This window comes from Ramlibacter lithotrophicus (assembly GCF_012184415.1).
GTDB lineage: Bacteria > Pseudomonadota > Gammaproteobacteria > Burkholderiales > Burkholderiaceae_C > Ramlibacter > Ramlibacter lithotrophicus.
Genome location: NZ_VTOX01000001.1, coordinates 293,235 through 316,005, shown reverse-complemented (window position 1 = coordinate 316,005; position 22,771 = coordinate 293,235). Strand labels below are relative to the sequence as shown.

Below are 22,771 nucleotides of genomic sequence, written 5' to 3'. Positions count from 1 at the left end.
GCCGCCAAGGCCGGTGATCGGGGGTGTCGGGCGCAGCGACCCATTGGCGGTTGCCCGTACGCAGGTGCGCTCCGGCGGTGGTGACGCGATGGTCATTCGTGCCCGGGCGGTCGCCCGCGAGAAGAGCGGAGAACGATACCCCCGGTCGCCGGCCCTGCCACTCAAGGTGGCACGGCCGGCCATGCCAGCCAGGGAGGACCGCGGCCAGGTGACGCAAACCACGGCTACGCGCAGCCGGCCAATTTCGGCCCGTCGCCAGCCTCAGCCCCGCGCTGGCGTGTCCCCCGACCCGAGATCCCAGTACAGCCCCGCCATGACCCCAAGCGCTTCGCGCAGGAGCTGCGGCGGCAGGTGCTCGTTGGGGGCATGCTGAGAGCAGCCGGCATAGGAATGCGGCACCCAGATCGTGCGCAGGCCCAGCACGTCGGTGAAGATGTCGTTGGGCAGCGAGCCGCCCAGGTTGGGCAGGATCGCGGGCTTCTTGCCGGTGGTGCGCGCCATCGAAGCCACCGCCCATTGCACCCATTCGTCGTCCGGGTCGATGCGCGTGGCGGTGAACATCGTCTCGCGCGTGGTGGCGATCTTCACCATGGGGAAGCCGTGGCGGTCCAGGTGCCGGCGCAGCGCGGGCAGGATCTGCGCCGGGTCGATGCCGACCACGAACCGCAACTGGCAACGCGCCCAGGCGCGCGGCGGAATCGCGTTGACGGGCGTGTCGGGATTGCCGGTCTTGTACGCCAGCACCTCGAAGCTGCACCAGCCGAAGACGCGCTCGGCCGGTGACAGGCCCGGCTCGCCCCAGCCGGGTTCGACCGCCGGGCCGTCGGCGCCGCCGTCGACCTCGCAGTCGGCCAGCACCCGGCGCACCGAGGCGGGCAGTTCGCTGGGCACCCACTCCGGGATGCGGATCTGGCCGGTGGGCGACGCGATGGAGGCGATCGCATGGGCCAGCTGCAGCCCCGGGTTGGAAATGAGGCCGCCCCAGTTGCCGGAGTGGTGGCCGCCGGCGCGCGCCTCGATGCTCAGGTCGAAGTTGATGCTGCCGCGCGAACCGAGGAATACCGTGGGGCGCTCCGTCGCGAGGCGGGGGCCGTCGGAGGCGATCAGGAGATCCGCGCGCAGCAGGTCGCGGTGTTCGGTGCACAGCTCGCGAAGGCCTTCCGATCCGGTCTCCTCGCCCATCTCGATCAGGTATTTCGCGTTGAAGCCGAGCTTGCCGCGCGTGGCCAGCACACTGCGCATCGCCTCCATGTTGACGCTGTGCTGGCCCTTGTTGTCGGCGATGCCGCGGCCGTACCAGCGGCCGTCGCGGTCCGTGAGCGTCCAGGGCGAGAGGCCCTCGTGCCACTCGCGGTCCAGGCCCCGGATCACGTCGCCGTGGCCGTATCCCAGCACCGTGGTGGCGGCTGGCGACTCGATGCGCTCGGCGAAGAGAAACGGCGCCTTGGCCTTGGCCTGCTCCAGGACGCGGCAGGTGAAGCCCATCGCCTCGAAGGCCGGCCGCATCTCCGCTTCCAGGTACTGCCGCAGCACCGGGCCGCGCTCGGGGTTCTGGCTCTCCGTGGGGATCCCGACGCGGCGCGCGATCGTGGCCCGGAACTCGCCGGCATCGAAGCCCCGCTGGGCGTGGGCGACGGCGGCGTCCCGGCTGTTGGTGGCAGTGTTCATTGTCTGGTGGCGTTGGAATACAGGTGGCAGGCAACCCGGCCGGCGCCGGTGTCCAGCAGTTCCGGCCGCACCTGGTCGCAGCCGGCGAAGCGCTGCGGACAGCGCGGATGGAACGGGCAGCCGGCCGGGGGATGGAGCGGATCGGGGAACGACAGTCCCAGGCCCGTCTCCGGAATCCCGAGGCTGGTGTCGGGCGTGAGCACCGAGGCGAGCAAGGCCTTCGTGTAGGGATGCTGCGGGTCGCGAAACAGCGTCCGGGTGTCCGCCAATTCGACCACGCGTCCCAGGTACATCACCGCGACCTGCGTCGCGATGTGCTCGACGACGGCCAGGTTGTGGCTGATGAAGACGTACGTGAGGTTGAACTCCTGGCGCAGGTCCAGCAGCAGGTTCAGGATCTGCGCCTGCACCGAGACGTCGAGCGCGGACGTCGGCTCGTCGCAGACCACGATCTCCGGCTTCATCACGAGCGCGCGGGCGATGCCGACACGCTGCCGCTGGCCGCCGGAGAGCTGGCCCGGCGTGAGATCGGCATAGCGCGCCGGCAACCCGACGCGCTCCAGCATCTCGATGGCCTGCCGGCGCCGCTGCGCCTTGGTGCCCACGCGGTGCACGTCGAGCGGGAACGCGACGATCGAGGCGACGGTGCGGCGCGGGTTCAGCGACGAATACGGGTCCTGGAAGACCGGTTGCACGCGCCGCGCCAGGGCGCGCCGGTCCATTCCCGCGACATCCTCGCCGGCCAGGAAGATGCTGCCGGCGCTGGGGGGCGTCAGTCCGAGCAGCATTCGCGCCAGCGTCGACTTGCCGCAGCCGGATTCGCCGACGATGCCCAGCACGCCGCCACGCTCGACGCTGACGTCGACGCCGTTGACGGCATGCAGCAGCTGGCGCGGGCGGAACACGCCGGCGTTCACGGAAAACGTGCGGTGCAGCCCTCGGGCCTGGATCAGGGAGCTCATGCCGCCTCCGCCTCAGGCGCCAGCACGCAGCGCCATTGCTGCCCCGCCGGCGACTCGCGCAGCGGGATGGTGCGCGAACAGCCCGGCTGCGCGTGGGCGCAGCGGTCGCGGAACGAGCAGCCCTGCAAGTCGCCCACCAGTGACGGAACCACGCCGGGAATTGTGCCCAGCTTGCCGCCCGGCGGCGTGCGTCCGGGCACGGGAATGCAGCTGAGCAGCCCCACCGTGTACGGGTGTCGCGGCGTCGCGAAGATCTCGGTGGCAGGCCCCTCCTCCACGACCTCGCCCGCGTACATCACGGCCACGCGGTCGGCGATGCGCGCGACCACGCCGAGGTCGTGCGTGATCAGCACCATGGCGATGCCCAGCTCCTTCTGCAGGTCGGCCAGCAGCCGCAGGATCTGCGCCTGGATCGTCACGTCCAGCGCGGTGCTGGGCTCGTCGGCGATCAGCAGCTCGGGTCCGCACATCAGCGCCATGGCGATCATCACCCGCTGGCGCAGGCCGCCGGAGAGCTGGTGCGGATACTGTCCGAGGCGCTTGGCCGCCGAGGCAATGCCGACCTTCTCCAGCAGTTCGACGGCGCGCGTTCGTGCGTCGGCGGGGCCGGCTCCGCGGTGGTGCCGGTAGTGCTCGACCAGTTGCTCGCCGATGGTGTACGCGGGATTGAGCGCCGTCATCGGCTCCTGGAAGATCATCGCCATGCGGTCGCCGCGCAGCGCGTTGATGCGCTTGCGGCTGGCCTGGGCCAGGTCCTCGCCGAGGAAGCGCAAGGTGGTGGCGCGGCGCGTCGCCGCCCGCGGCAACAGGTCCATCAGGGCCAGCGACGTCATGGACTTGCCGCACCCGGACTCGCCGACCAGGCACAGCGTTTCGCCGCGGCGCACCTGGAACGACACGTCGCGCACCGGGTGCAGCACGCCGGCCGGCGTGGGAATGTCGACGTGAAGACCCTGTACTTCGAGCACTGTTTCGGCGGCCACGGTCAGGTCCTCTCGCGCGGGATGAAGACCTGGTGCAGGCCGTCCCCGGCCAGGTTGATCGCGAAGATCAGCAGCGCCAGCGCCGTGCCCGGAATGGCGATCAGCCAGAACGAGAAGAACATGTAGGCCTTGGCCTCCGAGATCATCAGGCCCCACGACGGCAGCGGCGGCTGGACGCCCAGTCCCAGGAAGGACAGCGACGCCTCCAGCAGGATCGCGCTCGCGGCTTCCAGCGTGGCGATGACGATCAGGTGCGGCAGCACGTTGGGGAGCACCTCGGTCAGCACGATGCGAGTGGTGGACGCGCCCGCCGACTGCGCGGCCGCCACGTATTCCAGCGACCGCACCTGCTGGGTGGCGCTGCGCATCACGACGGCGAAGCGGTCCCACTTCAACAGCCCCAGCACCAGGATCACGACCCACAGCGAGCCGCCGACCAGCGCCACGGTGGCCAGGGCGACCAGGATCACCGGCATCGACAGCCGCGTGGTGACCAGGAACGACACGACCATGTCGGTCTTGCCGCCAAAGTACCCTGCCAGCATGCCCATGGTCGTGCCGATGAGCCCGGAGATCAATGCCACGCTCAGGCCGATCAGCAGCGAGATGCGGGCGCCGTAGATCAGGCGCGAGAGATAGTCTCGCCCGAGCTGGTCGGTGCCCAGCGGATGCAGCCATGCCCCCTGGTCGTACCAGACCGGCGGCACGGTGCGGTTGGCGAGGTCCTGCACGTACGGGTCGTACGGCGCAAACACCGGCGCCAGCACGGCGAGCACGATCATCAGCAGCAGGATCCCGCCGCCGACGACGAGCGCCTTGTTCGAGAGAAGCTGGCGCCAGGCGGCCGGCGGTGCGGGCACGGCCTCGAGTTCGGGCAGGACGGCGACGGCGGGAAGTTGTGCGGACATGTCAGCCTCCGCCGAGCCGCCTCAAGGAGGCTGAGGCCCCCTCGGGGGGCAGCGAGTACACGCAGTGACGAGCGTGGGGGCGCATATTTCAGGCGACGCGGATGCGGGGGTCGAGCCAGGCGTTGGCGACGTCGGCCGCCAGCGTGAGCAGCACGTAGATCACCGACAGCAGCAGCACGATGATCTGCATCACCGGGAAGTCCTTGTAGGTGATGCTCTGGTAGGCGAGGTAGCCCAGGCCGTCGAGCGCGAAGATGGTCTCGATCACCACCGAGCCGCCGAGCAGGAAGCCGAGCTGCACGGCCGCCAGCGCCACCACGGGCACGATCGCGTTGCGCAGGGCGTGCTTGAAGACGACGGTGGCCGGCGGCAGGCCCTTGGCCCGCGCGGTGCGGATGTAGTCGGCGCCCAGCACCTCGATCATGCCGGCCCGGATCAGGCGCATGAACGCCGGCGCGGCGTAATAGCCCAGCGCCAGCGCGGGCATGACGAAGTGCTGCCAGGTGCCGCTGCCCGACACCGGCAGCAGGCGCCAGGTGATCGAGAACAGCATCATCAGCAGCAGCGCGAAGAAGAAGTTCGGCAGGGCCTGGCCCAGCACGGCGACGCCAAGGCACAGGCGGTCGATCCAGCTGTTCTTGTAGATCGCCGCCAGCACGCCCAGCGGGACGGAGATCACGAGTGCGACCCCCAGCGCGGCCAGGCCGAGCCACAGCGTGGTGCCGAGCTTGTCCAGCACGAGCGGACCGACCTCGGTCTTGAAGTAGACCGACATGCCGAGGTTGCCGCGCACCAGCTTGCCAAGCCAATCGGCGTACTGCACCGGGATCGGCCGGTCCAGGCCATAGGTCTTGCGGACCATCTCGATGTCGGCCTGCCGGGCGCCCTCGCCCGCCAGCGCCAGTGCCGGGTCCCCGGAGAGGAACACCAGCATGTAGGCGAGGAAGGACACCGTGAGGGCGACCAGCAGCGCCAGCCCGAGGCGCTTGACGATGTAGAACAGCATGGCGGATCAGGCCGCGCGGGCGGCCAGCGCGGGGCCGGCGTCGCTCACTTCCAGCCCATCTCCCAGAAGCGCAGCAGCTCGTCGGAATACGGCTTGAACGCCACTTCCCTGCTGGCGACGTAGTACACCGGCAGCGACCACAGCGGCACCGAGTAGGCGTTCTCGGAAATGATCCCAAGCGCCTTCTTGTACACCTCGTTGCGCGCCTTCGGATCCACGGTCTGGTCGCCCTTGTCCAGCAGTTCCTTGACCTGCGCGTTGCGCGTGACGTCGTCCGCGCCGAAGCCGTAGTAGACCGGCGTGGATGCCGACACGTCGTTCACCAGGTTCGAGCCCCAGGTCTGGTGCACCAGCGCGGTCTTGTTGGCCCGCACCTGGTCGCGCATCGCGGCGTATTGCAGGAAGTTCAGCTTGGCCTTGATGCCGACCGCCTGCAGGTAGTTGATGATCGCCTCGGTCTGGTTGCGCTCGCGGTAGGCGTGGATGTCCAGCTCGAAGCCGTTCGGGTAGCCGGCTTCCGCCAGCAGCTTCTTCGACAGCGCCGGGTCGTACTTGTAGACCGTGGCGCCCTCCTGGGTGCAACCCACCTGCGACGGCGTGCAGATCGTATTGATGATTTCGGCGCCGCCGCCGACGATGTTCTTGATGATCGCCTGGCGGTCGATCGCGTGGGCGATCGCCTTGCGCACCCGCGGGTCCTTCAGCTGCGGCGCGGGCCCGCCGTCCTGGCTGTTCATCTGGATGAACACGATGCGCATCGTGTTGCCGCTCACGACCTGCAGGTGCGGCACGGTCTGCAGCTTCTCGGCCTGGTCCTTCGGCACGTGCATGATGAAGTCCTCGCCGCCCGAAAGCACCTCCGCCATCTGGGTCTGGCGGTCGGGGATGAAGCGGATGCGGACCTTGCCGATCTTCGGCTGGGTGCGCGGCGAGTCCTTGAAGTAGTCGGCGAACTTCTCCAGCGTGATCGACTTGCCGGGGACATGGTCCACCACCTTGTACGGTCCCGAGCCGACCGGCTTGGCGTTCATGCCTTTCGGGCCCGCTTCCTTGTAGTACTTCGCCGGGTGGATCGCCAGCGTGGTGGCGAGGTAGTCCTTGGCGGCGGGGAACGGCTTCTTGCTGATCACCCGCACCTTGAACCTGTCGAGCTTCTCGACCTTCTCGATCCACTGCACGTTCTGCTGCGTCACGGCCTTGTTGGCGGGGTCGGCGACGAAGTTCAGCGTATAGACGACGGAGTCGGCGTCGAACTCCTCGCCGTTGTGGAACTTGACGCCCTGGCGCAGTTCGAATTCGAGCGTGCGGTCGTCGATCTGCTTCCAGCTCCTGGCCAGCTGTCCCTTGTATTCGTGCGTGACCGGGTCGCGGTACAGGAGCGTGTCCCACACGTTGGCGGCGATGATCACGCCGATGCGAACGTTGTTGAAATACGGGTCGACGCTTTCGGGTGCCTGGTCGTACGCCATCTGCAGGGTGTCAGTTTTCTTGCCGGCGAAGGCCGGCGGCGCCGCGAGCAGCCCCACCGCCAGCAGGCCCGCCGCCACTGCACCCATCGTGTTGCGGCACCGCCGCGTCAAACCCCGACCGCTCGCGCTCATCTGGCTCTCCTCGTTCGTGATGACGGGCCCAAACGGCGGGCGCCGCCGCATCGCTTCGATGCAACCGCACACGATACAGAAAAGGCGAGCTCCTGCCTTTGCAGACTTTCCCTAACGGGCCGCGGCCCCGCGCAGACCTGCAGGCGACAATGCGCCGTGCCGCGCCATGAGATGCTCGCCCGCTGCGCCAGGCGCGCGGGAGGTGCGCGATGCGCGGCGGCAATTTCAACGAGATCAACAGGAGCCATGCGATGCCAAGCCAGACCATGCAGGACGCGGTGCAGTTCGCGATCGATCACGAGAGCACGTGGGATCGGGAGGTCACCGGCAACTGGGGCGTCCACCTGCAGGACCCGCCGCCGTGGAACCGGCTGCTGGGGCCGGTGCACGACCGCGGCCCGGCCTCGGGCACGATCGTCGTCGACGGCACCACCGTGGCTTCGTGGGGCGAGCCGAAACGGGCCGATCTCACCTTCAGCGTCGCCAAGACCTACCTCGCGCTGCTGGCGGGCCTGGCGCACGACCGCGGCCTCCTGCCGGACGTCCACGAGCCGGTGGGCAGGCGCGTGCGCGGCATCGGCTTCGACGAAGGCAACAATGCACTGGTGACCTGGCACCACCTGCTGACGCAGACCAGCGAGTGGAGCGGCGAGGTGTTCGGGTACAGCGACCAGGCGGACCACTACCGCACCGTCACCTTCGGCAAGCCGACCGGCGGCGTGAAGGGCCAGTTGCGCCCGCTGCAGCAGCCGGGCACCTACTGGGAATACAACGACGTCCGGATCAACCAGCTGTCGCTGGCGCTGCTGCACCTGTTCCAGCGACCGCTGCCCGACGTGTTCCGCGAGGCGATCATGCGGCCGATCGGGGCGACCGAGAACTGGCGGTGGGTGGGCTACGACAACGCGTGGGTGACGGTCGCCGGCCAGCGGGTGCAATCCGTGCCCGGCGGCACGCATTGGGGCGGCGGCATGTCGATCAGCGCGCAGGACCAGGCGCTGGTGGGACAGCTGATGTTGAACGACGGCGCCGCCGGCGGCCGGCAGGTGCTGTCACGCGAGTGGATGCAGCGCATGCGCACGCCGTGCGAACTCGCGCCGTACTACGGCTACCTGGTCTGGCTGAATCACGAGCGGAAGGTGTTCCCCAGCGTGCCGGCGTCGAGCTACTTCGCGATCGGCGCCGGCAGCTCGTTCACCTGGATCGAGCCGGAACGCCGCATGGTCGCCATCGTGCGCTGGCTGGATTCCGCCTACGCGGATGCGCTGTTCGGGCGGATCCTGGAGGCCGTGGACGCTCGCTGAAAAAGACGAAGCGGGAGCGGACAGCCGGACGCAGAAGCCGCAAAGGCTACGCAAAAGCCGCAAAAAAGATTCACTTGAAGGACTTGCACCGTCCCTCAATTCATCTTTCGGTTCCTTTCGCGGCTTCTGCGAAACTTTTGCGGCTCTGCGTATGGATGTTCAAGACTACGCGTACGCCGCCCGGCCACGCCGCCGCCACTGCTTCGCGATCAGCGTCAATGCGACGAGCGCGAAGGCGGTCGAGAAGATCAGGTTCCAGTTTGCCAGCGAGGCGCCCAGGAACGTCCAGTCGACCTTGCTGCAGTCGCCGCTGCCCTTGAAGATCATCGGGATCACGCGCTGCAGCGGAAACGCCTCGATCATCCCGTAGAAGTCGCGCCCGCACGAGGAAAACTGCGGCGGGTACCACTGCAGCCAGGTCTGGCGGGCCCCGACGAAGGCGCCGAAGCCGGCGAACAGCAGGACCAGGAAGCTGCCGGCCAGCCACACCGGCCGGCTGCGCGAGATGGCCGTCAGGCCGGCGGTCAGGCCCACCAGGACGATGGCGTAGCGCTGCACGATGCACATCGGGCAAGGCACCAGCCCCACCACGTGCTGCAGGTACAGGCCGAAGCCGATCATGCCCGCGCAGGCCACGGCCACGAGCGCGAGAACCCGGCGCGGGGCCGTCTCAAACCACTTCAACAACAAGATCGATCCTCCTGAGGCGAGCGCCTCAGGCGGCTGCCTCGACAAACACGCGAGCATGCCGCGGCGTCACCAGCAGCGTCTCGCCCTCCCGGAACCCCATCTCCCTGAATTGTTGCGCGGGAATCTGCGCTTCGATGATGGAATCCGGATTCTCCCCGCCATCTTGGTGGCCGTCGCGGGAAATAAGTTCCAGCCGGGCGATCGGGCCCACCACGACGGCGCGGGTCAGCTGCGCCAGCAGGCCGTCGGCCGACGGGGTGGGGCCGGCCCGCTGCACGTCCAGGTCGTGCGGCCTGACATAGGCGCGGGCCCTGGCGTTGCGCGCGTCGGCGTGCTCGGGCGCCGCCAGCCGCAGCCCTTGCAGGTGGACCTGCCCTTCGTGCGCGCGCCCGTGGAACAGGTTCACGTCGCCGAGGAACCCGTAGACAAACGGGCTGGCGGGATGGTCCCATACCTCCTGCGGCGAGCCGACCTGCTCGACGTTGCCGGCGTTCATCAGCACCACCCGGTCGGCGACTTCCAGCGCCTCCTCCTGGTCGTGCGTGACGAAGATGCTGGTGACGTGCAGTTCGTCGTGCAGCTGGCGCAGCCAGCGGCGCAGTTCCTTGCGGACCTTCGCGTCCAGCGCGCCGAACGGCTCGTCGAGCAGCAGCACTTTCGGCTCGACGGCCAGTGCGCGGGCCAGCGCGATGCGCTGGCGCTGGCCGCCTGACAGCTGGGACGGGAAGCGGTCGGCCAGCCAGTCCAGCTGCACCAGTTTCAGCAGGTCGTGGACCTTCTTCCTGATCTGCGTTTCGCTGGGGCGCTGGCCACGCGGCTTCACGCGCAGCCCGAACGCCACGTTTTCGAACACTGTCATGTGGCGGAACAGCGCGTAGTGCTGGAACACGAAGCCGACCTGGCGGTCGCGCACGTGCACGTCGGTGGTGTCCTCGCCGGCGAACAGGATGCTTCCCGCGTCGGCCGTCTCCAGGCCGGCGATGATGCGCAGCAGCGTTGTCTTGCCGCAGCCGGACGGACCGAGGAGCGCGAGCAGTTCGCCCGAGGCGATGTCGAGCGACACGTCGCGCAGCGCGTGGAAGTCGCCGAATTGCTTGCTGACGTTGCGGATTTCGATGCTCATGGTGCGGGACTACGGGTTAGGGGCTGGGGGCGACGGCCAGCACGGGGATGGCGACGGGCCGCTCGGGCGACAACGCGGCCGCGGCGGCCAGCTCGCGCTCGTGTTTCCACTCGACGACCGACTTGATCGCCAGCGTCACGAGGGCCAGCAGGGCCAGCAGCGAGGCGACGGCGAAAGCCGCCACCGACTGGTACTCGTTGTAGAGGATCTCCACGTGCAGCGGCATGGTGTTGGTCTGCCCGCGGATGTGGCCCGACACCACCGAGACGGCGCCGAACTCGCCCATGGCCCGCGCGTTGCACAGGATCACGCCGTAGATCAGGCCCCACTTGATGTTGGGCAGCGTCACGTACCGGAAGGTCTGCCAGCCGTTCGCCCCGAGCACGATGGCCGCCTGCTCCTCGTCGTTGCCCTGCGACTGCATCAGCGGGATCAGCTCGCGGGCGATGAACGGGAAGGTCACGAACACGGTGGCCAGGACGATGCCCGGCACGGCGAAGACGATCTTGATGCCGTGCGCCTCCAGCCAGGGCCCGAACCAGCCTTGGGCGCCGAACATCAGCACGTAGACCAGCCCGGCGACCACCGGCGACACGGAGAACGGGAGGTCGACCAGGGTTGTGAGGAATGCCTTGCCGCGGAATTCGTACTTGGCGATGCACCAGGCCGCCGCGACCCCGAACACCAGGTTCAGGGGCACGGCGATCGCGGCCGTGATCAGGGTCAGCCGGATCGCGGCCCAGGCGTCGGGCTCGCGCAACCCGTCGAGATACGCTCCGAACCCCTTGCGCAAGGCCTCGGTGAACACCGCCGCGAGCGGCAGCACCAGGAACAGCAGCACGAACGCCAGCGCGACCCCGGTCAGGGTCCAGCGCACCCAGGCGCTCTCGGTGGTGACCACGCGCCTGTGAAGAGGTGAATTCATGCAGCTCTCCGGCGCTGCCAGCCCTGCAGCGCGTTGATCACCAGCAGCAGCACGAACGAAATCACGAGCATCACGACTGCGACCGCGGTCGCGCCGAGGTAGTCGTACTGTTCCAGCTTGCCGATGATGATCAGCGGCGTGATCTCGGACACCATCGGCATGTTGCCGGCGATGAAGATCACCGATCCGTACTCGCCGATCGCGCGCGCGAACGCCATCGCGAAGCCGGTCAGCAGCGCCGGCGCGATCGCGGGGAAGATCACCCTGGCGAAGGTCTGCCAGCGCGTCGCGCCCAGGCACATCGCCGCCTCCTCGAGTTCCTTCTCCGTGTCCTCCAGCACCGGCTGCACCGTGCGCACCACGAAGGGCAGCCCGATGAAGATCAGCGCGATGACGACGCCGCTGGGGTTGAAGGCGAGTTCGATGCCCAGCGGCGCGAGGAACCGGCCGATCCAGCCGTTGCCGGCGAGCAGTGCCGTCAGCGAGATGCCGGCGACGGCCGTTGGCAGCGCGAACGGCAGGTCGACCATGGCGTCGACGATCTTCTTGCCCGGAAAGCTGTAGCGCACCAGCACCCAGGCCAGCAGCAGGCCGAAGACGACGTTGACCAGGGCCGCCGCGAACGACGCGCCGAACGTGAGCCGGTAGGACGCGAGCACGCGCGGCGAGCTGACGGCGGTCCAGAACTGGTCCCAGCTCATCTCGAAGGTCTTGAAGACCAGCGCCGAGAGCGGGATCAGCACGATCAGGCTCAGGTACAGCAGCGTGTAGCCCAGCGTCAGGTTGAAGCCGGGGAGCACCTTGCGGCTTCCGCCGCGGGACACGGCGGCCGGCGCGCGCAGCGGCACCCCGATGGCGGCGGCACTCATCGCGTCACTTCACCGTGTAGATCTTGTCGAACAGGCCGCCATCGTTGAAGTGCACCTTCTGCGCTTCGGACAGCGAGCCGAACAGCTCCTGCACCGTGAACAGCTTGATCGGCTTGAACGTGTCGGCGTACTTCTTCAGCACCGCCGGCGAACGCGGGCGGATCGAATGCTTCGCGGCGATCTCCTGGCCCTGGTCCGAGTAGAGGAACTGCAGGTAGGCCTTCGCCAGATCGCCGGTCCCCTTCTTGGCGACGGTGCGCTCGACGACAGCGACCGGGTTCTCCGCCACGATGCTGATCGACGGGTAGACGACGTCGACCTTGTTCGCGCCGAACTCGCGGTTGACCGACTCCACCTCGGACTCGAAGGTGACCAGCACGTCGCCGGTGTTGCGCTGCAGGAAGGCCGAAGTGGCGTCGCGGCCGCCCCGCGCCAGCACCGGCACGTTGGCATACAGCTTGCCCAGGAACTCCTGGGCCTGTGCGTCGGTCGCGCCCTTCTTCTTCATGTAGCCCAGCGCCGCCAGGTAGGCATAGCGCCCGTTGCCGCCGGTCTTGGGGTTGACGACGATCACCTTCACGCCCGGCTTGACCAGGTCGTCCCAGTCCTTGATGCCCTTCGGGTTGCCGTTGCGCACGAGGAACAGCATGGTCGAGATGGTCGGCGCCGCGTTGTCGGGAAAGCGCTTGGCCCAATCGGCGGCGACCACGCCCTTGCCCGCCAGGAACTCGACGTCGGTCGTGGTGTTCATGGTCACCACGTCGGCGTCCAGGCCGTCCGCGACGGCGCGGGCCTGCGCACTGGAGCCGCCATGGGCCTGGTCGATCCGGACGTCCTTGCCGGTCGTCTTCTTGTAGTGCGCCACGAAGGCCTGGTTGTAGTCCTTGTAGAACTCGCGCGCGACGTCGTAGGAAACGTTCAGGAGGGTCTGCTGGGCGCTGGCGAGGCTGCCGGCGGCGAGCGCCGCAGTGGCCAGGACGGTCTTGATGGAGAGCTTCATGGACAGGATTCTGAAAAGGATCCCTTAAAACTCAAACCAATAGATTGTTGTTTGCTCATGCCGATCCGATATATGACACCCCGGGACCCCGTGCCAGGCTCCGGCCTCCGCCGCCAATGCCGCGGCGGCATAGCTGGTAGTGGGACCGCTTTCTTTCGTTCACGGCGGCCCAGGGGGAGAATGGCCGCGGCCGGCACCGGCGCGCGCCGGCAAGGAGATCCATGCGAACCCAGGTCGCCATCGTTGGCGCCGGCCCCGCCGGGCTGCTGCTCGGCCAGTTGCTGCACCGGGCCGGCATCGCCACCGTGATCGTCGAGCGCCAGAGCGCCGCCCACGTCCTGGGCCGCATCCGCGCCGGCGTGCTGGAGCAGGTCACCGTCGATCTCATGGACGAGTGCGGCGTGGGCACGCGCATGCACGCCGAGGGCCTCGTGCACCAGGGGATCGAACTGCTGTTCCAGGGCGCGCGACACCGCATCGACTTCCCTGGGCTGACCGGCGGCCGCACGGTGACGGTGTATGGCCAGACCGAAGTCACCCGCGACCTGATGGCCGCTCGCGCCCAGGCCGGCCTGCCGACCGTCTACGACGCTGGCGACACCGTCACCTTGCACGGCTTCGACGGCAGCACGCCGCAGGTGCGGTACCGCCACGGCGGGCAGGAACACGTGATCGACTGCGACTTCATCGCCGGGTGCGACGGCTATCACGGCGTGAGCCGGGCCAGCGTTCCCGCAAACGCCATCCACGAGTTCGAGAAGGTCTACCCCTCGGGCTGGCTGGGGCTGCTCGCCGACGTGCCGCCGGTGTGCCACGAACTGATCTACGCCCACAGCGAGCGCGGCTTCGCGCTGTGCTCGATGCGCAGCCCGAGCCGCAGCCGCTACTACGTGCAGGTGCCGCCCGACTCGAAGGTGGAGCAGTGGTCGGACGATGCCTTCTGGGCCGAACTGCGGCTGCGACTCGATCCGCAGGCCCGGGAGCGGCTGGTGACCGGCCCGGCCCTCGAAAAAAGCATCGCCCCGCTGCGCAGCTTCGTCGCCGAGCCGATGCGCTTCGGGCGGCTGTTCCTGGCCGGCGACGCGGCCCACATCGTGCCGCCCACGGGCGCCAAGGGGCTGAACCTCGCGGCCTCCGACGTGAAGTACCTGGCGTCGGCCCTGGCGGAGCACTACGGCGAGCGCAGCAGCGCCGGCCTGGACCACTATTCGGCGCGCGCCCTGCGACGCGTCTGGAAGGCGGAGCGGTTCTCCTGGTGGTTCACGATGGCGACGCACCGGTTTCCCGGCACGAGCGGCTTCGACCACAGGATCCAGGAGTCCGAACTGGACTACCTGGTGCACTCGAAGGCGGCCTCCGCCGCGCTGGCCGAGAACTACGTCGGGCTGCCGCTCTGAGCGCCGCCCGCCTTGCGGCACAGGACCTCGATCGGGACCATCCGCCCGTCGGCGAAACCGCGGATGGTGTTGGCCATCGAAGCCTTCGCCTTGTCCCCGTGGATCAGCATCACGGCCCGGTGCGGCGGTTTCTCGCCGCGCTTGGCCATCGCACGCGAGCGGTCGCCGAAGGCGCGCGTCTGCTCCAGGGTGCTGCGAAAGCGCACCACCTCGAAGCCGGCGGCCACGAGCAGCGCCCGCGTCTCCTCGGGGGTGCTGAGAAAGCTGGTGCGGGGGCTGTCGGCCCAGGCCGTCGGGTAGTCGATCTCGCCGCCCTCCCCCTTCGCCACCTCCGACAGCACGAGCCAGCCGACCGGCTTGAGCACGCGGTCGATCTCGCGGTACATGGCGGCCTTGTCGGCGATGTTCATGGACGTGTTCATCGAATAGGCGCCGTCGAAGCTGGCGGCCGCGAACGGCATCGCCAGCGCATCCCCGACCTCGAACGTGGTGCGATCCTCCAGTTTCAGCAACGCGGTGAGGTGACGTGCCACTTCGCAGAACTCGGGTGTCAGATCGATGCCCGTCACATGGCAGCGGAAGCGGTTGGCGACATAGCGCGCCGGGCCGCCCAGGCCGCTGCCGATGTCGAGGATGCGGTCGTTGGCGCGCGCCGGCATCAGCCGCGCCGTCTCCAGCGTGGCCTCCAGCCCGCGGCCGTGGAAGTGGTCGTACGGCGCCAGCGCGTCCGGCGTCGGCCGGTCCGGATCGGCGCCGTCATCCGCCAGTGCCGCGCGCAAGCGGGCGAGCAGGTCGCCCCGGCTGTAGTGCGCCGAGACTTCGCCATCCATGTTCATTGCCGGCCTGTGTAACTGATCTCAGCCGCTATGGTAGCCGTGTGCGGGCCGGCCGGGCCGCCGGCCTCGCCGCGCCAACGGCCGTCGCCTTGGCGTCCGCCGCACCCGGATTGCCTGCTAGTCTTGCGCAAACTCCGCAGCTGCAGCCATGGCCACGTCCTTCCACCCGCTCGCCGGCACCCGCATCCTCAGCCTCGCGCTCAACCTCCCGGGCCCGGCCGCGCTGATGCGATGCCGGCGCATGGGCGCGACCTGCGTGAAGCTGGAGCCGCCCTCGGGCGACCCGATGGGCAGCTACAACCCGGCCGCCTACAGGCAATTGCACGAGGGCGTCACCGTGCGCAGCGCCGATCTCAAGACCGGGACCGGCCAGGAACTCCTGCACGCCGAACTCGCCAAGGCCAACGTGCTGCTCACGTCCTTCCGTCCATCCGCCCTGGCGAAGCTGGGCCTCGGCTGGCAGCAGCTGCACACACGCTATCCGGAGCTGTCGCAGGTGGCGATCGTCGGCGGGCCGGGCGCCGCGGCCGAGGAACCGGGCCACGACCTCACCTACCTCGCGGCGAACGACCTCGTCACGGGGCTGGACCTGCCGCCCACCTTGTACGCGGACATGGGCGGCTCGCTGATGGCGACCGAGGCCGTGCTGCAGGCGGCGCTGCAGCAGGCCGAGCGTTACGCGGGCACGGGCGAAACGCATCCGGCGGGCCGGTACCTCGAAGTCGCGCTCGCCGACGCGGCCGGCTACCTCGGGCTGCCGCGCCAATGGGGACTGACGCAGCCGCAAGGCGCCGTCGGTGGCGCGCATGCCGGCTACCGCATCTATGCCTGCCGCGACGGGCGCGTCGCCGTGGCGGCGCTGGAGCCCCACTTCGCGGCCGCGCTCTGCGCCGCAGCCGGCGTGCAGGCCGCCGACATGCGCGCGATGTTCGCGCCGGCGACGCACCAGGCCATCGCCGCGTTCATGAGCGCGCGCAGTCGCGCCGAACTCGACCGGCTCGCGGCCGAGAACGACATTCCGCTGCACACGCTCGAATGAAGGCCCGCCGTCCGCGCATCCTGTAGGACAACGCCGGGACTTGCGGTGCCGCGGCCGCGGCGGCCCCCGCGCCGCGAATTTGGCGTGCACACTTCGACGCTGATGAGCCACTCCTTTGCCGTCGCACCATGAACAGTTCCATCATCAAGATCGGCATCGTGGACGACCACGCCATCGTCCGCGCCGGCCTGAAGCAATTCCTCTCCGAAATGGTCGACATGCGCGTGGTCGGCGAAGCCTCGACCGGTCGTGAAGCGATCGACCTCGTGCGCACGACCGAGATGGACGTGATCATCATGGACCTGTCGATGCCGGGCCAGAGCGGCATCGACGCGCTCGCGATGATCCGGGCCAAGGCGCCCGACGTCGGCATCCTGATCCTGTCCGGCTATCCGGAGGAGCAGTACGCCGTCAACCTGATCAAGCAGGGCGCCAGCGGCTACCTCAACAAGGAATGCGAGCCGATGGAGATCGTCAACGCGATCCGGACCATCGCGCTGGGCCGGCGCTACATTTCCCCGTCGGTGGCCGAGCTCATCGCCCAGCAACTGGACCGCAAGGACGGCAGCGCCGCGCACGACCTGCTGTCGGAGCGCGAATTCCAGGTGTTCCTCAAGCTCGCCAAGGGCGAAACGGCCGGCGAGATCGCGAACGCGCTGTCGCTGAGCGTCAAGACCGTCAGTACCTACCGCACCCGCCTGATGGAGAAGATGGGCCTGACCTCCAACAGCGACCTCACCTACTACGCCCTCAAGAACAAGCTGATCGATTGATCGCCGCGACCGGCAGCGGGCCCGGCGGCTGGCCGGCGCGCGCGAGGAGCTTCTCGACCAGGTTCATCAGCAGCACCTGGTCGAGGTGGTCGATCTCGAAAGAATTGTCGCGGGTGAGCCGGATGCCGTCCGCCAGCAGGATGTGCGACGTGGCGCGCAACCGGTGGGTGCGGCTCAGTGCCACGGACGCGTCGCGCAGCGCCTGCAGGATGAAATCGTGCGTGGCCCGCGGCAACATGACGAACTCCTCTGGCTGGTACGGCGCGGACATGGTGAACTCCTGTTGGCCCCGAGTCTGCGGCGGGCCTCGTTCGGCCGGTATCGGCCAACGGCGACGGCCGGGGTCAACCGTCTCCGGCCGGCCGTGGGCGGTCCGGCCCGCGGCGCCGCGCGCCCACAGCGGCGCCGCACAGCGGCTTGCTGCCGCGTCCTACAGCATCCGTCCACCGATGGGATAGGGTTGCGGCATGGCACCTTCCAGCACCCGCACCCTGTGGAAAGGGGCGATCAGCTTCGGGCTGGTCCACATTCCCGTCACGCTGCACTCGGCCACGGCCGAGAGCCGGATGAAGTTCCACCTGCTCGACAAGAAGTCGATGAGCGCCGTCGGCAACCGGCAGGTGAACAAGACCACCGGCGAGGCGATGCAGAAGGAGGAAGTGGTCAAGGGCTTCGAATACGAAAAGGACCAGTTCGTGGTCCTCGAGCCCGACGAGATCAAGGCGGCCCTGCCCAAGTCGACGCAGACGATCGACATCGAGGCCTTCGTCGACGGCAGCCGCATCCCGACCACCTATTTCAACAAGCCGTACTACGTGGCGCCTGCGGCCAAGGGACAGAAGCCGTACCTGCTGCTGCTGGAGACGCTGCGCCGCACCGGCAAGGTGGGGCTCGCGCGGGTGGTGATCTCCACCCGCCAGCACCTCGCCGCGCTGGTTCCAGCCGGCGACGGCCTGGTGCTGGAGCTGCTGCGCTGGTCCGACGAAGTGCGCGACACCGCGGGCCTGCCCCTGCCCGACCAGAAGGAGACGAGCATCACCGAGCGCGAACTGAAGATGGCCGAACAGCTGGTCAACGAGCTGCAGGACGAATGGAAGCCGGACGCCTTCCACGACGAATTCCGCGAGAAGCTGGAACAGGTGATCGAGGCGAAGGTGAAGGCCGGCGAAGGCGGGCACATCACGAAGCCGCTGCCGGGCGAGGAAGTCAGGGAAAGCGCCGACATCATCGACCTCACCGAGCTGCTGCGGCGCAGCCTGCGCGGCGGCGCTGCCGGCCGGACGGCAGAAGACGCGGATGCGGAGGCGCCGAAGGCGAAAGCCGCCGGCTTGCGCCGCAAGGCCGCGAACGACGAGGAGCACGAGGCGCCGCGCAAGCGGGCGGCCGCGACCAAGAGCACCGCGCGTTCGACCACCACCGTGAAACCGAAGCCCCGCAAGAAGGCAGCCTGAACCCATGCATCCGATCCTCAATGTCGCCGCTTCGTTCGCCGCCGGCGCCGCCGCCATGTACTGGTTCGATTCGGCGGTGGCGCGGCGCCAGGCGCGCGGGCAGGTGCTCAGTCAATCCCGCCTGCGCGAACAGGTCCAGGGCTGCATCGGCCGGCTCGTGAGCCATCCCGATGCGATCCGGGTAAGCGTCGACGGCGGCATCGTCCGCGTTTCGGGCCACGTGCTGGCCAGCGAGCAGGACCGCCTGCTATCGCAGCTGACCCACCTGCCCGGCGTGCACAAGGTGCACAACGCCTTGTCGGCGGTGCAGGACCCCGGCCGCTTCGACGAACAGCGCGCCGCGCAGCTGCAGGGCGAGTTCGGCGCCGGCGCGGCTTAGGCTCCACGCGCCGCGCAGCGCCCCGACGGCCCCGCTCGCACGGAGCGATGAGCCCCCTTCCTACAGGAGGGGGCCGCCACTCAGCCGATGATCGGGAATGCGGCCCGCCATGCCGGTGGGACCGGACAACAACAGCATGAAAGTCATCCTGGTCGAAGACAACCCGCTGGTGTGCGAGCAGGTCACGCGCACCCTCCAGGCGATCCCCGGCGCCCGCGTCGTGAAAGTGGCCGGCACCGAGCCGCAGGCCAGCGAATGGCTCAGCGCACACCCCGACGGCTGGGACCTCGCGCTGGTCGACCTGTTCCTCGGCCAGGGGCACGGCTTCGATGTGTTGAGGCATTGCCGCACGCGGCGCCCCGACCAGAAGGCGGTGGTCCTGAGCAACTACACACGCGACCCGGTGCGCCAGTACGCGCGCGAAGCCGGCGCGGACGCCGTGTTCGACAAGTCGTTCGACATGGACGCGCTGGTGGAGTACCTGGTGCAGTTCAGCCTGGCCCGACAAGGCGCTCCCGCCGGATCGCCTTAAGATCCGGGCCCATGCCCCACGTGCTGAGATTGCCCTCGCTCGAAGCCAGCATCCACCGCCTGCCCGAGTTCACATCGGTGAAGCTCAGCGGCCCGGCGACCATCGACGATTTCGTGCACCTGATCGGGCAAGCGGGCGAGGAGTCGTGCCGGCTGGGCGATCGCCGCATGCTGGTGGACCAGCTCGGCATCTCCGCCACGCTGAAGTTCACCGACCATTTCCGCATCGGCGAGGAAGTGGCGCGCCACCTGCAGCACCTGGAAAAGCTGGCCACCGTGGTGCCGCCCGACAAGATCACGCGCACCAGCGAGAAGGTGGCCGTGCGGCAAGGATTGCAGTTGCGCGTCTTCACGACGGTGACCGAAGCGATCCGCTGGCTGCAGGAACCGTGAGCTGGCCCCGCGTCGCCGGGAACGCGCATTGCCCTCGCCTGCTGGCGCACTTCCGCGCTTGAACGAGGAACATCCATGGCATTCGACTTCATCCGCTCCGCCGGCCTGCTCGGCCTGACCTTCGCCGCCGCGCTGGCCGCGGGCTGCCAGTCCACGGCCGACACGCGCGCGTCCACGAGCGGCGGCTCGACCAGCATGGGCGCGCCGGGCTCCGGCACCACCGCCGGGCCAGGCACCACGACCGAATCCGGCACCAAGGGCACGACAACGGCTCCGGCCAGCGGCAGCGCGCCGGCCAGCGGCGGTGGCGGCGCCGGCGCGCCGGGCACGCCCGCCGGCGGCGGCGCGGCGCCCGGCCGCTGAGGCACGCCCGCGCTCTTCGCCCGCCATTCGGCCCAGGTGCAGCATCGGCGCAGGGCAATCCCTACCGGCCGATGCTCCACCCGCCTACAGCGAGCCGGCCGGCCGCTGCCGCACACTGGCGCCGTGAAAGCCGCTCCCACCGACCGCAAACCCTCCAAGGACCGCTCCGACCATGACCGGCGCGGGGACCGGCCGCCGCGCCAGCGGCGCTCGGGCGAAGGCGCCGAGAGCGCGCTCGCGAACCTCAGGAGCATCGAGCTCGATCGCCAGAAGACACGCACCCCTGTCGATGACAGCAGCCGCGACTGAGCTCGCGGCATGGTGCTGTTGCCTGATCGCAACTCCGTGCGCACACCTGCTGCTTTGCCGGTCAATGCGTCGGGCGCCGCGCGGGCGCTGGGCCCGCGGCATCCGTCCCGGGAAAGCCAACAGGGTTATCCACAGAACAAGTGGATATCCGGCGGCTGAAAAAAAATATTTCCGAGCGCGCGCGAACGCGCCGCACCTGACCGCGGCCGAGGGGCATCGTTGACAAACAGCACGCGCCGCGCCCTGCGCCGACACGTATCCGTGCCGCGCCGCTGCAAGTTCAGCCGGCGCTGCGCGCCAGCAGCGGCACCACCGCCAGGCCCAGCGCGGTCATGAGAAGCGATCCGAACAGGTGCGCGACCGCCGTCGCCGCCGCCCACGCATGGTCGCCCCGCTGCAGCATGGCGACGACCTCCGCCGAGAAGGTGGAAAACGTGGTGAGGGCGCCGAGGAATCCGGTGACCACGAACAGCCTCGCCTCGGGCGGCAGGCTGGGATGGCGGTGAAACAACGCGACGGCGACGCCGACCAGGAAGCCGCCCAGCAGGTTGGCCGCGAGCGTGCCGAACGGGAGGACCGGCAGCAGCGCATTGAGCCGCAGCGCGAGCCACCAGCGCAGCCACGCACCGAACATCGCGCCCGCGCCCACCGCGGCGATTCCATAGGCCTGCATTGGCATTTCTCCGTCGTTGTTGCTGCGCGTGCCCGTTCGCGCCGCCGCGCCGATCAGGCGGACGCTTCCCCCAGGGTGCCGAACTCCACCGGCGCCTTCACGTAGAACAGGTGCACGTCCTCGGCTTGCAGGCGCTCGAACAGACGCTGGCTCTCTTCCTCCGACAGCGCCATCACGACCTCCATCGGCTGCTCGGCGAGTTCGAAAAAGCGCGCCGCGTGCAGCCGCCCGTTGTGGCCGAATCCCTCTTCCGCCGGCACCAGCGTGGCGCCGCGCAATCCCAGCTCGCGCGCGAGCTGGACGAGCCACTCGCCCATCGGCCTGCCCCGGTGGCGCGCGCTCTGGTGGGTGAAGAAGGTGACCTGCCAGCCGTGCATGCGGGCACTGTACCAGCCCGCCCCGCGCGGAGCGAGGACCCCGAGGCGCCGCCCACATGAGAAGGGCGCGCAGCCAAGGTGCCGTGACACCTTCGCTGCGCGCCCTTCAGGCGGTGGCGAGCGCAGGACGAGCCTGCGCGCCGTTCGTTACTGCGTCTTCTTGTTGTCGTCCTTGTCGGGGGCCGGCGTCACCTGCACCGTCGGCACCTCGATCTTCTTCTCTTCGGTCGTGACCTTCGGCACATTGATCGTGGTCTCGGCGCTGCCGACCTTCACGTCGGGCGTCGTCACGTCGTACTTGGGCAGCGTCACGTCGCCCGAGGCCTTCTTCTCGACTTCGTACTTCGGAACGGAAACGTTTCCTTCCTGCGTCTTCTCGACGTCGCAGCCGGTCAGGCCCAGCGCGCCAACGGTGACGAGCGCGGCGGCAAGAGTGGTCTTCAACATGGTTTGCTCCTTGAATCGGTTGGCATCCGATGCGGCCGCAGCGCACTGGCCGGCTCACCGCATCACGATGAAGTCATTGTGGGCGGGCGTCTGGTACCCGGCTGTAGGAACGGGACCGCAAGCCCTGTGGGGCGTGATCCAGCGGCGCGGCAGTCCATCCGCTCAGCGGGTGGCGAGCAACCACAGCGTTGCGGCGCCGAGCAGCAGCGTGAGCAGCGGCAGCACGACGAGCCACGGCCAGCGGCGCGGCCGGGTGGCGACGACGAGGCCCAGCGTCACGAGGGCCGTCGCTTCAGGCATCAGGCCGGCGAGCTCTGCACGCCGCCACGAAGCGCCGGCGGCCGCGGTCGCCAGCGGGTACGCGATCGTGGCGCCGAGCGCGAGCGCCACGCCGGCACGGTGCATGCCGCGCACCCCGATCGCGAGCGGTGCGTCCGGCGCGCGCAGCGCCGCCGCCAGCAGCAACACCGCCTGCAGCACGCCGGCTGCGGCGAGATGACGCGCGCCCCAGTTGATCGTCGCGAAGCGCTCCCAGTGGAAGCCCCATGCGACCCACAGCCACGCGAGCGCCAGCGCTGCGCAGGTTATGCGCCGAGCCCCGGCCCCGCGCCGCGCGGCGTGCCACGCGAGCGCCACGCCCGCCGCGAGGACGGCCGGTTGCCACGGCCACAGGTCCTGGTTGTAGATCTCGACCAGGCGCCAATACGTGCGTGGCGCGAACATCAGGAAGTCGCGCGGGCCATACGACGACCACGCAAACATGT

27 protein-coding genes are annotated in these 22,771 nt (G+C 69.0%); 10 read left to right on the top strand and 17 right to left on the bottom strand.

The features are described from left to right. Positions 1–261: 261 nt before the first annotated feature. The 6 genes from RAMLITH_RS01560 to RAMLITH_RS01535 all read right to left on the bottom strand — a co-directional run bounded on the left by RAMLITH_RS01560 (position 262) and on the right by RAMLITH_RS01535 (position 7,128). Positions 262–1,668, bottom strand: a complete 1,407-nt coding sequence (locus RAMLITH_RS01560; RefSeq protein WP_168105573.1) for a M20 family metallopeptidase — start codon at positions 1,666–1,668, stop codon at positions 262–264. Continuing rightward, positions 1,665–2,630, bottom strand: coding sequence for an ABC transporter ATP-binding protein (locus tag RAMLITH_RS01555; RefSeq protein ID WP_168105572.1), 966 nt, complete (start codon positions 2,628–2,630; stop codon positions 1,665–1,667). The genes RAMLITH_RS01560 and RAMLITH_RS01555 overlap by 4 nt, the downstream gene beginning before the upstream one ends. Further along, positions 2,627–3,613 carry an ABC transporter ATP-binding protein gene (locus RAMLITH_RS01550; protein WP_420376881.1) on the bottom strand — a complete coding sequence of 329 codons (987 nt, stop codon included), beginning with the start codon at positions 3,611–3,613 and terminating at the stop codon, positions 2,627–2,629. The genes RAMLITH_RS01555 and RAMLITH_RS01550 overlap by 4 nt, the downstream gene beginning before the upstream one ends. A 2-nt stretch (positions 3,614–3,615) precedes the next feature. Then, a complete protein-coding gene (locus RAMLITH_RS01545) occupies positions 3,616–4,521 on the bottom strand; it encodes an ABC transporter permease (protein WP_168105571.1) in 906 nt (301 codons plus the stop codon). 88 nt (positions 4,522–4,609) lie between these two features. Continuing rightward, positions 4,610–5,527: an ABC transporter permease gene (locus tag RAMLITH_RS01540; protein WP_168105570.1), complete on the bottom strand. Its 918-nt coding sequence runs from the start codon at positions 5,525–5,527 to the stop codon at positions 4,610–4,612. Between the two features lie 44 nt (positions 5,528–5,571). Further along, positions 5,572–7,128, bottom strand: coding sequence for an ABC transporter substrate-binding protein (locus RAMLITH_RS01535; protein WP_168105569.1), 1,557 nt, complete (start codon positions 7,126–7,128; stop codon positions 5,572–5,574). 251 nt (positions 7,129–7,379) lie between these two features. On the opposite strand from RAMLITH_RS01535, the gene RAMLITH_RS01530 reads away from it, so the two are divergent. Beyond that, positions 7,380–8,432, top strand: a complete 1,053-nt coding sequence (locus RAMLITH_RS01530) for a serine hydrolase domain-containing protein (RefSeq protein WP_238343973.1) — start codon at positions 7,380–7,382, stop codon at positions 8,430–8,432. A 165-nt stretch (positions 8,433–8,597) separates the two neighbouring features. On the opposite strand, the gene RAMLITH_RS01525 is transcribed toward RAMLITH_RS01530, so the two are convergent. The 5 genes from RAMLITH_RS01525 to RAMLITH_RS01505 are packed head-to-tail and all read right to left on the bottom strand — an operon-like array spanning position 8,598 to position 13,039. After that, complete coding sequence (locus tag RAMLITH_RS01525) at positions 8,598–9,122, bottom strand: disulfide bond formation protein B (protein ID WP_168105568.1); 525 nt, start codon at positions 9,120–9,122, stop codon at positions 8,598–8,600. Between the two features lie 25 nt (positions 9,123–9,147). Further along, entirely contained in the window at positions 9,148–10,245 is a 1,098-nt protein-coding gene (locus RAMLITH_RS01520; RefSeq protein WP_168105567.1) for a sulfate/molybdate ABC transporter ATP-binding protein, read from the bottom strand. Positions 10,246–10,261: 16 nt separating this feature from the next. Continuing rightward, positions 10,262–11,170: a sulfate ABC transporter permease subunit CysW gene (gene cysW, locus RAMLITH_RS01515; protein ID WP_168105566.1), complete on the bottom strand. Its 909-nt coding sequence runs from the start codon at positions 11,168–11,170 to the stop codon at positions 10,262–10,264. Further along, positions 11,167–12,039 (bottom strand): sulfate ABC transporter permease subunit CysT, encoded by an 873-nt coding sequence (gene cysT, locus RAMLITH_RS01510; protein WP_168105565.1) that lies wholly within the window; start codon positions 12,037–12,039, stop codon positions 11,167–11,169. The genes cysW and cysT overlap by 4 nt, the downstream gene beginning before the upstream one ends. A 4-nt stretch (positions 12,040–12,043) precedes the next feature. After that, positions 12,044–13,039, bottom strand: a complete 996-nt coding sequence (locus RAMLITH_RS01505) for a sulfate ABC transporter substrate-binding protein (RefSeq protein ID WP_168105564.1) — start codon at positions 13,037–13,039, stop codon at positions 12,044–12,046. Positions 13,040–13,260: 221 nt separating this feature from the next. On the opposite strand from RAMLITH_RS01505, the gene pobA reads away from it, so the two are divergent. Further along, positions 13,261–14,436: a 4-hydroxybenzoate 3-monooxygenase gene (gene pobA, locus RAMLITH_RS01500; RefSeq protein ID WP_168105563.1), complete on the top strand. Its 1,176-nt coding sequence runs from the start codon at positions 13,261–13,263 to the stop codon at positions 14,434–14,436. On the opposite strand, the gene RAMLITH_RS01495 is transcribed toward pobA, so the two are convergent. Then, positions 14,415–15,266, bottom strand: a complete 852-nt coding sequence (locus RAMLITH_RS01495) for a class I SAM-dependent methyltransferase (protein ID WP_168105562.1) — start codon at positions 15,264–15,266, stop codon at positions 14,415–14,417. The genes pobA and RAMLITH_RS01495 overlap by 22 nt on opposite strands. Positions 15,267–15,420: 154 nt before the next feature. Between RAMLITH_RS01495 and RAMLITH_RS01490 the strand changes: the two genes are divergently transcribed. Further along, positions 15,421–16,311 carry a CoA transferase gene (locus RAMLITH_RS01490; RefSeq protein ID WP_168105561.1) on the top strand — a complete coding sequence of 297 codons (891 nt, stop codon included), beginning with the start codon at positions 15,421–15,423 and terminating at the stop codon, positions 16,309–16,311. Between the two features lie 140 nt (positions 16,312–16,451). Continuing rightward, positions 16,452–17,084 carry a response regulator gene (locus tag RAMLITH_RS01485; protein ID WP_168106403.1) on the top strand — a complete coding sequence of 211 codons (633 nt, stop codon included), beginning with the start codon at positions 16,452–16,454 and terminating at the stop codon, positions 17,082–17,084. On the opposite strand, the gene RAMLITH_RS01480 is transcribed toward RAMLITH_RS01485, so the two are convergent. Next, a complete protein-coding gene (locus tag RAMLITH_RS01480; RefSeq protein ID WP_168105560.1) occupies positions 17,062–17,355 on the bottom strand; it encodes a hypothetical protein in 294 nt (97 codons plus the stop codon). The genes RAMLITH_RS01485 and RAMLITH_RS01480 overlap by 23 nt on opposite strands. Before the next feature lie 196 nt (positions 17,356–17,551). Here RAMLITH_RS01480 and ku point away from each other — a divergent pair, with 196 nt between their 5' ends. The 6 genes from ku (at position 17,552) to RAMLITH_RS01450 (ending at position 20,510) form a co-directional block, all read left to right on the top strand. Then, the gene (gene ku, locus RAMLITH_RS01475; protein ID WP_168105559.1) at positions 17,552–18,535 is read left to right on the top strand and encodes a non-homologous end joining protein Ku; all 984 of its coding nucleotides are present in this window, start codon (positions 17,552–17,554) and stop codon (positions 18,533–18,535) included. Between the two features lie 4 nt (positions 18,536–18,539). Beyond that, positions 18,540–18,914 (top strand): BON domain-containing protein, encoded by a 375-nt coding sequence (locus RAMLITH_RS01470; RefSeq protein ID WP_168105558.1) that lies wholly within the window; start codon positions 18,540–18,542, stop codon positions 18,912–18,914. A gap of 136 nt (positions 18,915–19,050) precedes the next feature. Then, complete coding sequence (locus RAMLITH_RS01465; RefSeq protein WP_168105557.1) at positions 19,051–19,446, top strand: response regulator; 396 nt, start codon at positions 19,051–19,053, stop codon at positions 19,444–19,446. 11 nt (positions 19,447–19,457) lie between these two features. Further along, positions 19,458–19,838 carry a SpoIIAA family protein gene (locus tag RAMLITH_RS01460; RefSeq protein WP_168105556.1) on the top strand — a complete coding sequence of 127 codons (381 nt, stop codon included), beginning with the start codon at positions 19,458–19,460 and terminating at the stop codon, positions 19,836–19,838. Positions 19,839–19,913: 75 nt separating this feature from the next. After that, complete coding sequence (locus tag RAMLITH_RS01455; RefSeq protein WP_168105555.1) at positions 19,914–20,201, top strand: hypothetical protein; 288 nt, start codon at positions 19,914–19,916, stop codon at positions 20,199–20,201. A gap of 123 nt (positions 20,202–20,324) precedes the next feature. Beyond that, positions 20,325–20,510, top strand: coding sequence for a hypothetical protein (locus RAMLITH_RS01450; protein WP_168105554.1), 186 nt, complete (start codon positions 20,325–20,327; stop codon positions 20,508–20,510). Between the two features lie 280 nt (positions 20,511–20,790). On the opposite strand, the gene crcB is transcribed toward RAMLITH_RS01450, so the two are convergent. From crcB to RAMLITH_RS01430, 4 genes are all read right to left on the bottom strand, one after another. After that, positions 20,791–21,183, bottom strand: a complete 393-nt coding sequence (crcB, locus tag RAMLITH_RS01445) for a fluoride efflux transporter CrcB (RefSeq protein ID WP_168105553.1) — start codon at positions 21,181–21,183, stop codon at positions 20,791–20,793. 53 nt (positions 21,184–21,236) lie between these two features. Beyond that, positions 21,237–21,560, bottom strand: coding sequence for a DUF190 domain-containing protein (locus RAMLITH_RS01440; protein ID WP_168105552.1), 324 nt, complete (start codon positions 21,558–21,560; stop codon positions 21,237–21,239). 147 nt (positions 21,561–21,707) lie between these two features. After that, entirely contained in the window at positions 21,708–22,007 is a 300-nt protein-coding gene (locus RAMLITH_RS01435) for a hypothetical protein (protein WP_168105551.1), read from the bottom strand. Positions 22,008–22,169: 162 nt separating this feature from the next. Beyond that, on the bottom strand, positions 22,170–22,769 hold the full coding sequence (locus RAMLITH_RS01430) for a DUF6064 family protein (RefSeq protein ID WP_168105550.1): 600 nt from the start codon (positions 22,767–22,769) through the stop codon (positions 22,170–22,172). Between the last annotated feature and the right edge of the window lie 2 nt (positions 22,770–22,771).

Bases quoted from the DNA above. Each gene is read 5' to 3' on its own strand.
- RAMLITH_RS01560 (WP_168105573.1), bottom strand. From the start codon at position 1,668: ATGAACACTGCCACCAACAGCCGGGACGCCGCCGTCGCCCACGCCCAG.
- RAMLITH_RS01555 (WP_168105572.1), bottom strand. From the start codon at position 2,630: ATGAGCTCCCTGATCCAGGCCCGAGGGCTGCACCGCACGTTTTCCGTG.
- RAMLITH_RS01545 (WP_168105571.1), bottom strand. From the start codon at position 4,521: ATGTCCGCACAACTTCCCGCCGTCGCCGTCCTGCCCGAACTCGAGGCC.
- RAMLITH_RS01540 (WP_168105570.1), bottom strand. From the start codon at position 5,527: ATGCTGTTCTACATCGTCAAGCGCCTCGGGCTGGCGCTGCTGGTCGCC.
- RAMLITH_RS01535 (WP_168105569.1), bottom strand. From the start codon at position 7,128: ATGAGCGCGAGCGGTCGGGGTTTGACGCGGCGGTGCCGCAACACGATG.
- RAMLITH_RS01530 (WP_238343973.1), top strand. From the start codon at position 7,380: ATGCCAAGCCAGACCATGCAGGACGCGGTGCAGTTCGCGATCGATCAC.
- RAMLITH_RS01520 (WP_168105567.1), bottom strand. From the start codon at position 10,245: ATGAGCATCGAAATCCGCAACGTCAGCAAGCAATTCGGCGACTTCCAC.
- cysW (WP_168105566.1), bottom strand. From the start codon at position 11,170: ATGAATTCACCTCTTCACAGGCGCGTGGTCACCACCGAGAGCGCCTGG.
- cysT (WP_168105565.1), bottom strand. From the start codon at position 12,039: ATGAGTGCCGCCGCCATCGGGGTGCCGCTGCGCGCGCCGGCCGCCGTG.
- RAMLITH_RS01505 (WP_168105564.1), bottom strand. From the start codon at position 13,039: ATGAAGCTCTCCATCAAGACCGTCCTGGCCACTGCGGCGCTCGCCGCC.
- pobA (WP_168105563.1), top strand. From the start codon at position 13,261: ATGCGAACCCAGGTCGCCATCGTTGGCGCCGGCCCCGCCGGGCTGCTG.
- RAMLITH_RS01495 (WP_168105562.1), bottom strand. From the start codon at position 15,266: ATGGATGGCGAAGTCTCGGCGCACTACAGCCGGGGCGACCTGCTCGCC.
- RAMLITH_RS01490 (WP_168105561.1), top strand. From the start codon at position 15,421: ATGGCCACGTCCTTCCACCCGCTCGCCGGCACCCGCATCCTCAGCCTC.
- RAMLITH_RS01480 (WP_168105560.1), bottom strand. From the start codon at position 17,355: ATGTCCGCGCCGTACCAGCCAGAGGAGTTCGTCATGTTGCCGCGGGCC.
- ku (WP_168105559.1), top strand. From the start codon at position 17,552: ATGGCACCTTCCAGCACCCGCACCCTGTGGAAAGGGGCGATCAGCTTC.
- RAMLITH_RS01470 (WP_168105558.1), top strand. From the start codon at position 18,540: ATGCATCCGATCCTCAATGTCGCCGCTTCGTTCGCCGCCGGCGCCGCC.
- RAMLITH_RS01465 (WP_168105557.1), top strand. From the start codon at position 19,051: ATGAAAGTCATCCTGGTCGAAGACAACCCGCTGGTGTGCGAGCAGGTC.
- RAMLITH_RS01460 (WP_168105556.1), top strand. From the start codon at position 19,458: ATGCCCCACGTGCTGAGATTGCCCTCGCTCGAAGCCAGCATCCACCGC.
- RAMLITH_RS01455 (WP_168105555.1), top strand. From the start codon at position 19,914: ATGGCATTCGACTTCATCCGCTCCGCCGGCCTGCTCGGCCTGACCTTC.
- crcB (WP_168105553.1), bottom strand. From the start codon at position 21,183: ATGCAGGCCTATGGAATCGCCGCGGTGGGCGCGGGCGCGATGTTCGGT.
- RAMLITH_RS01440 (WP_168105552.1), bottom strand. From the start codon at position 21,560: ATGCACGGCTGGCAGGTCACCTTCTTCACCCACCAGAGCGCGCGCCAC.
- RAMLITH_RS01435 (WP_168105551.1), bottom strand. From the start codon at position 22,007: ATGTTGAAGACCACTCTTGCCGCCGCGCTCGTCACCGTTGGCGCGCTG.
- RAMLITH_RS01430 (WP_168105550.1), bottom strand. From the start codon at position 22,769: ATGTTTGCGTGGTCGTCGTATGGCCCGCGCGACTTCCTGATGTTCGCG.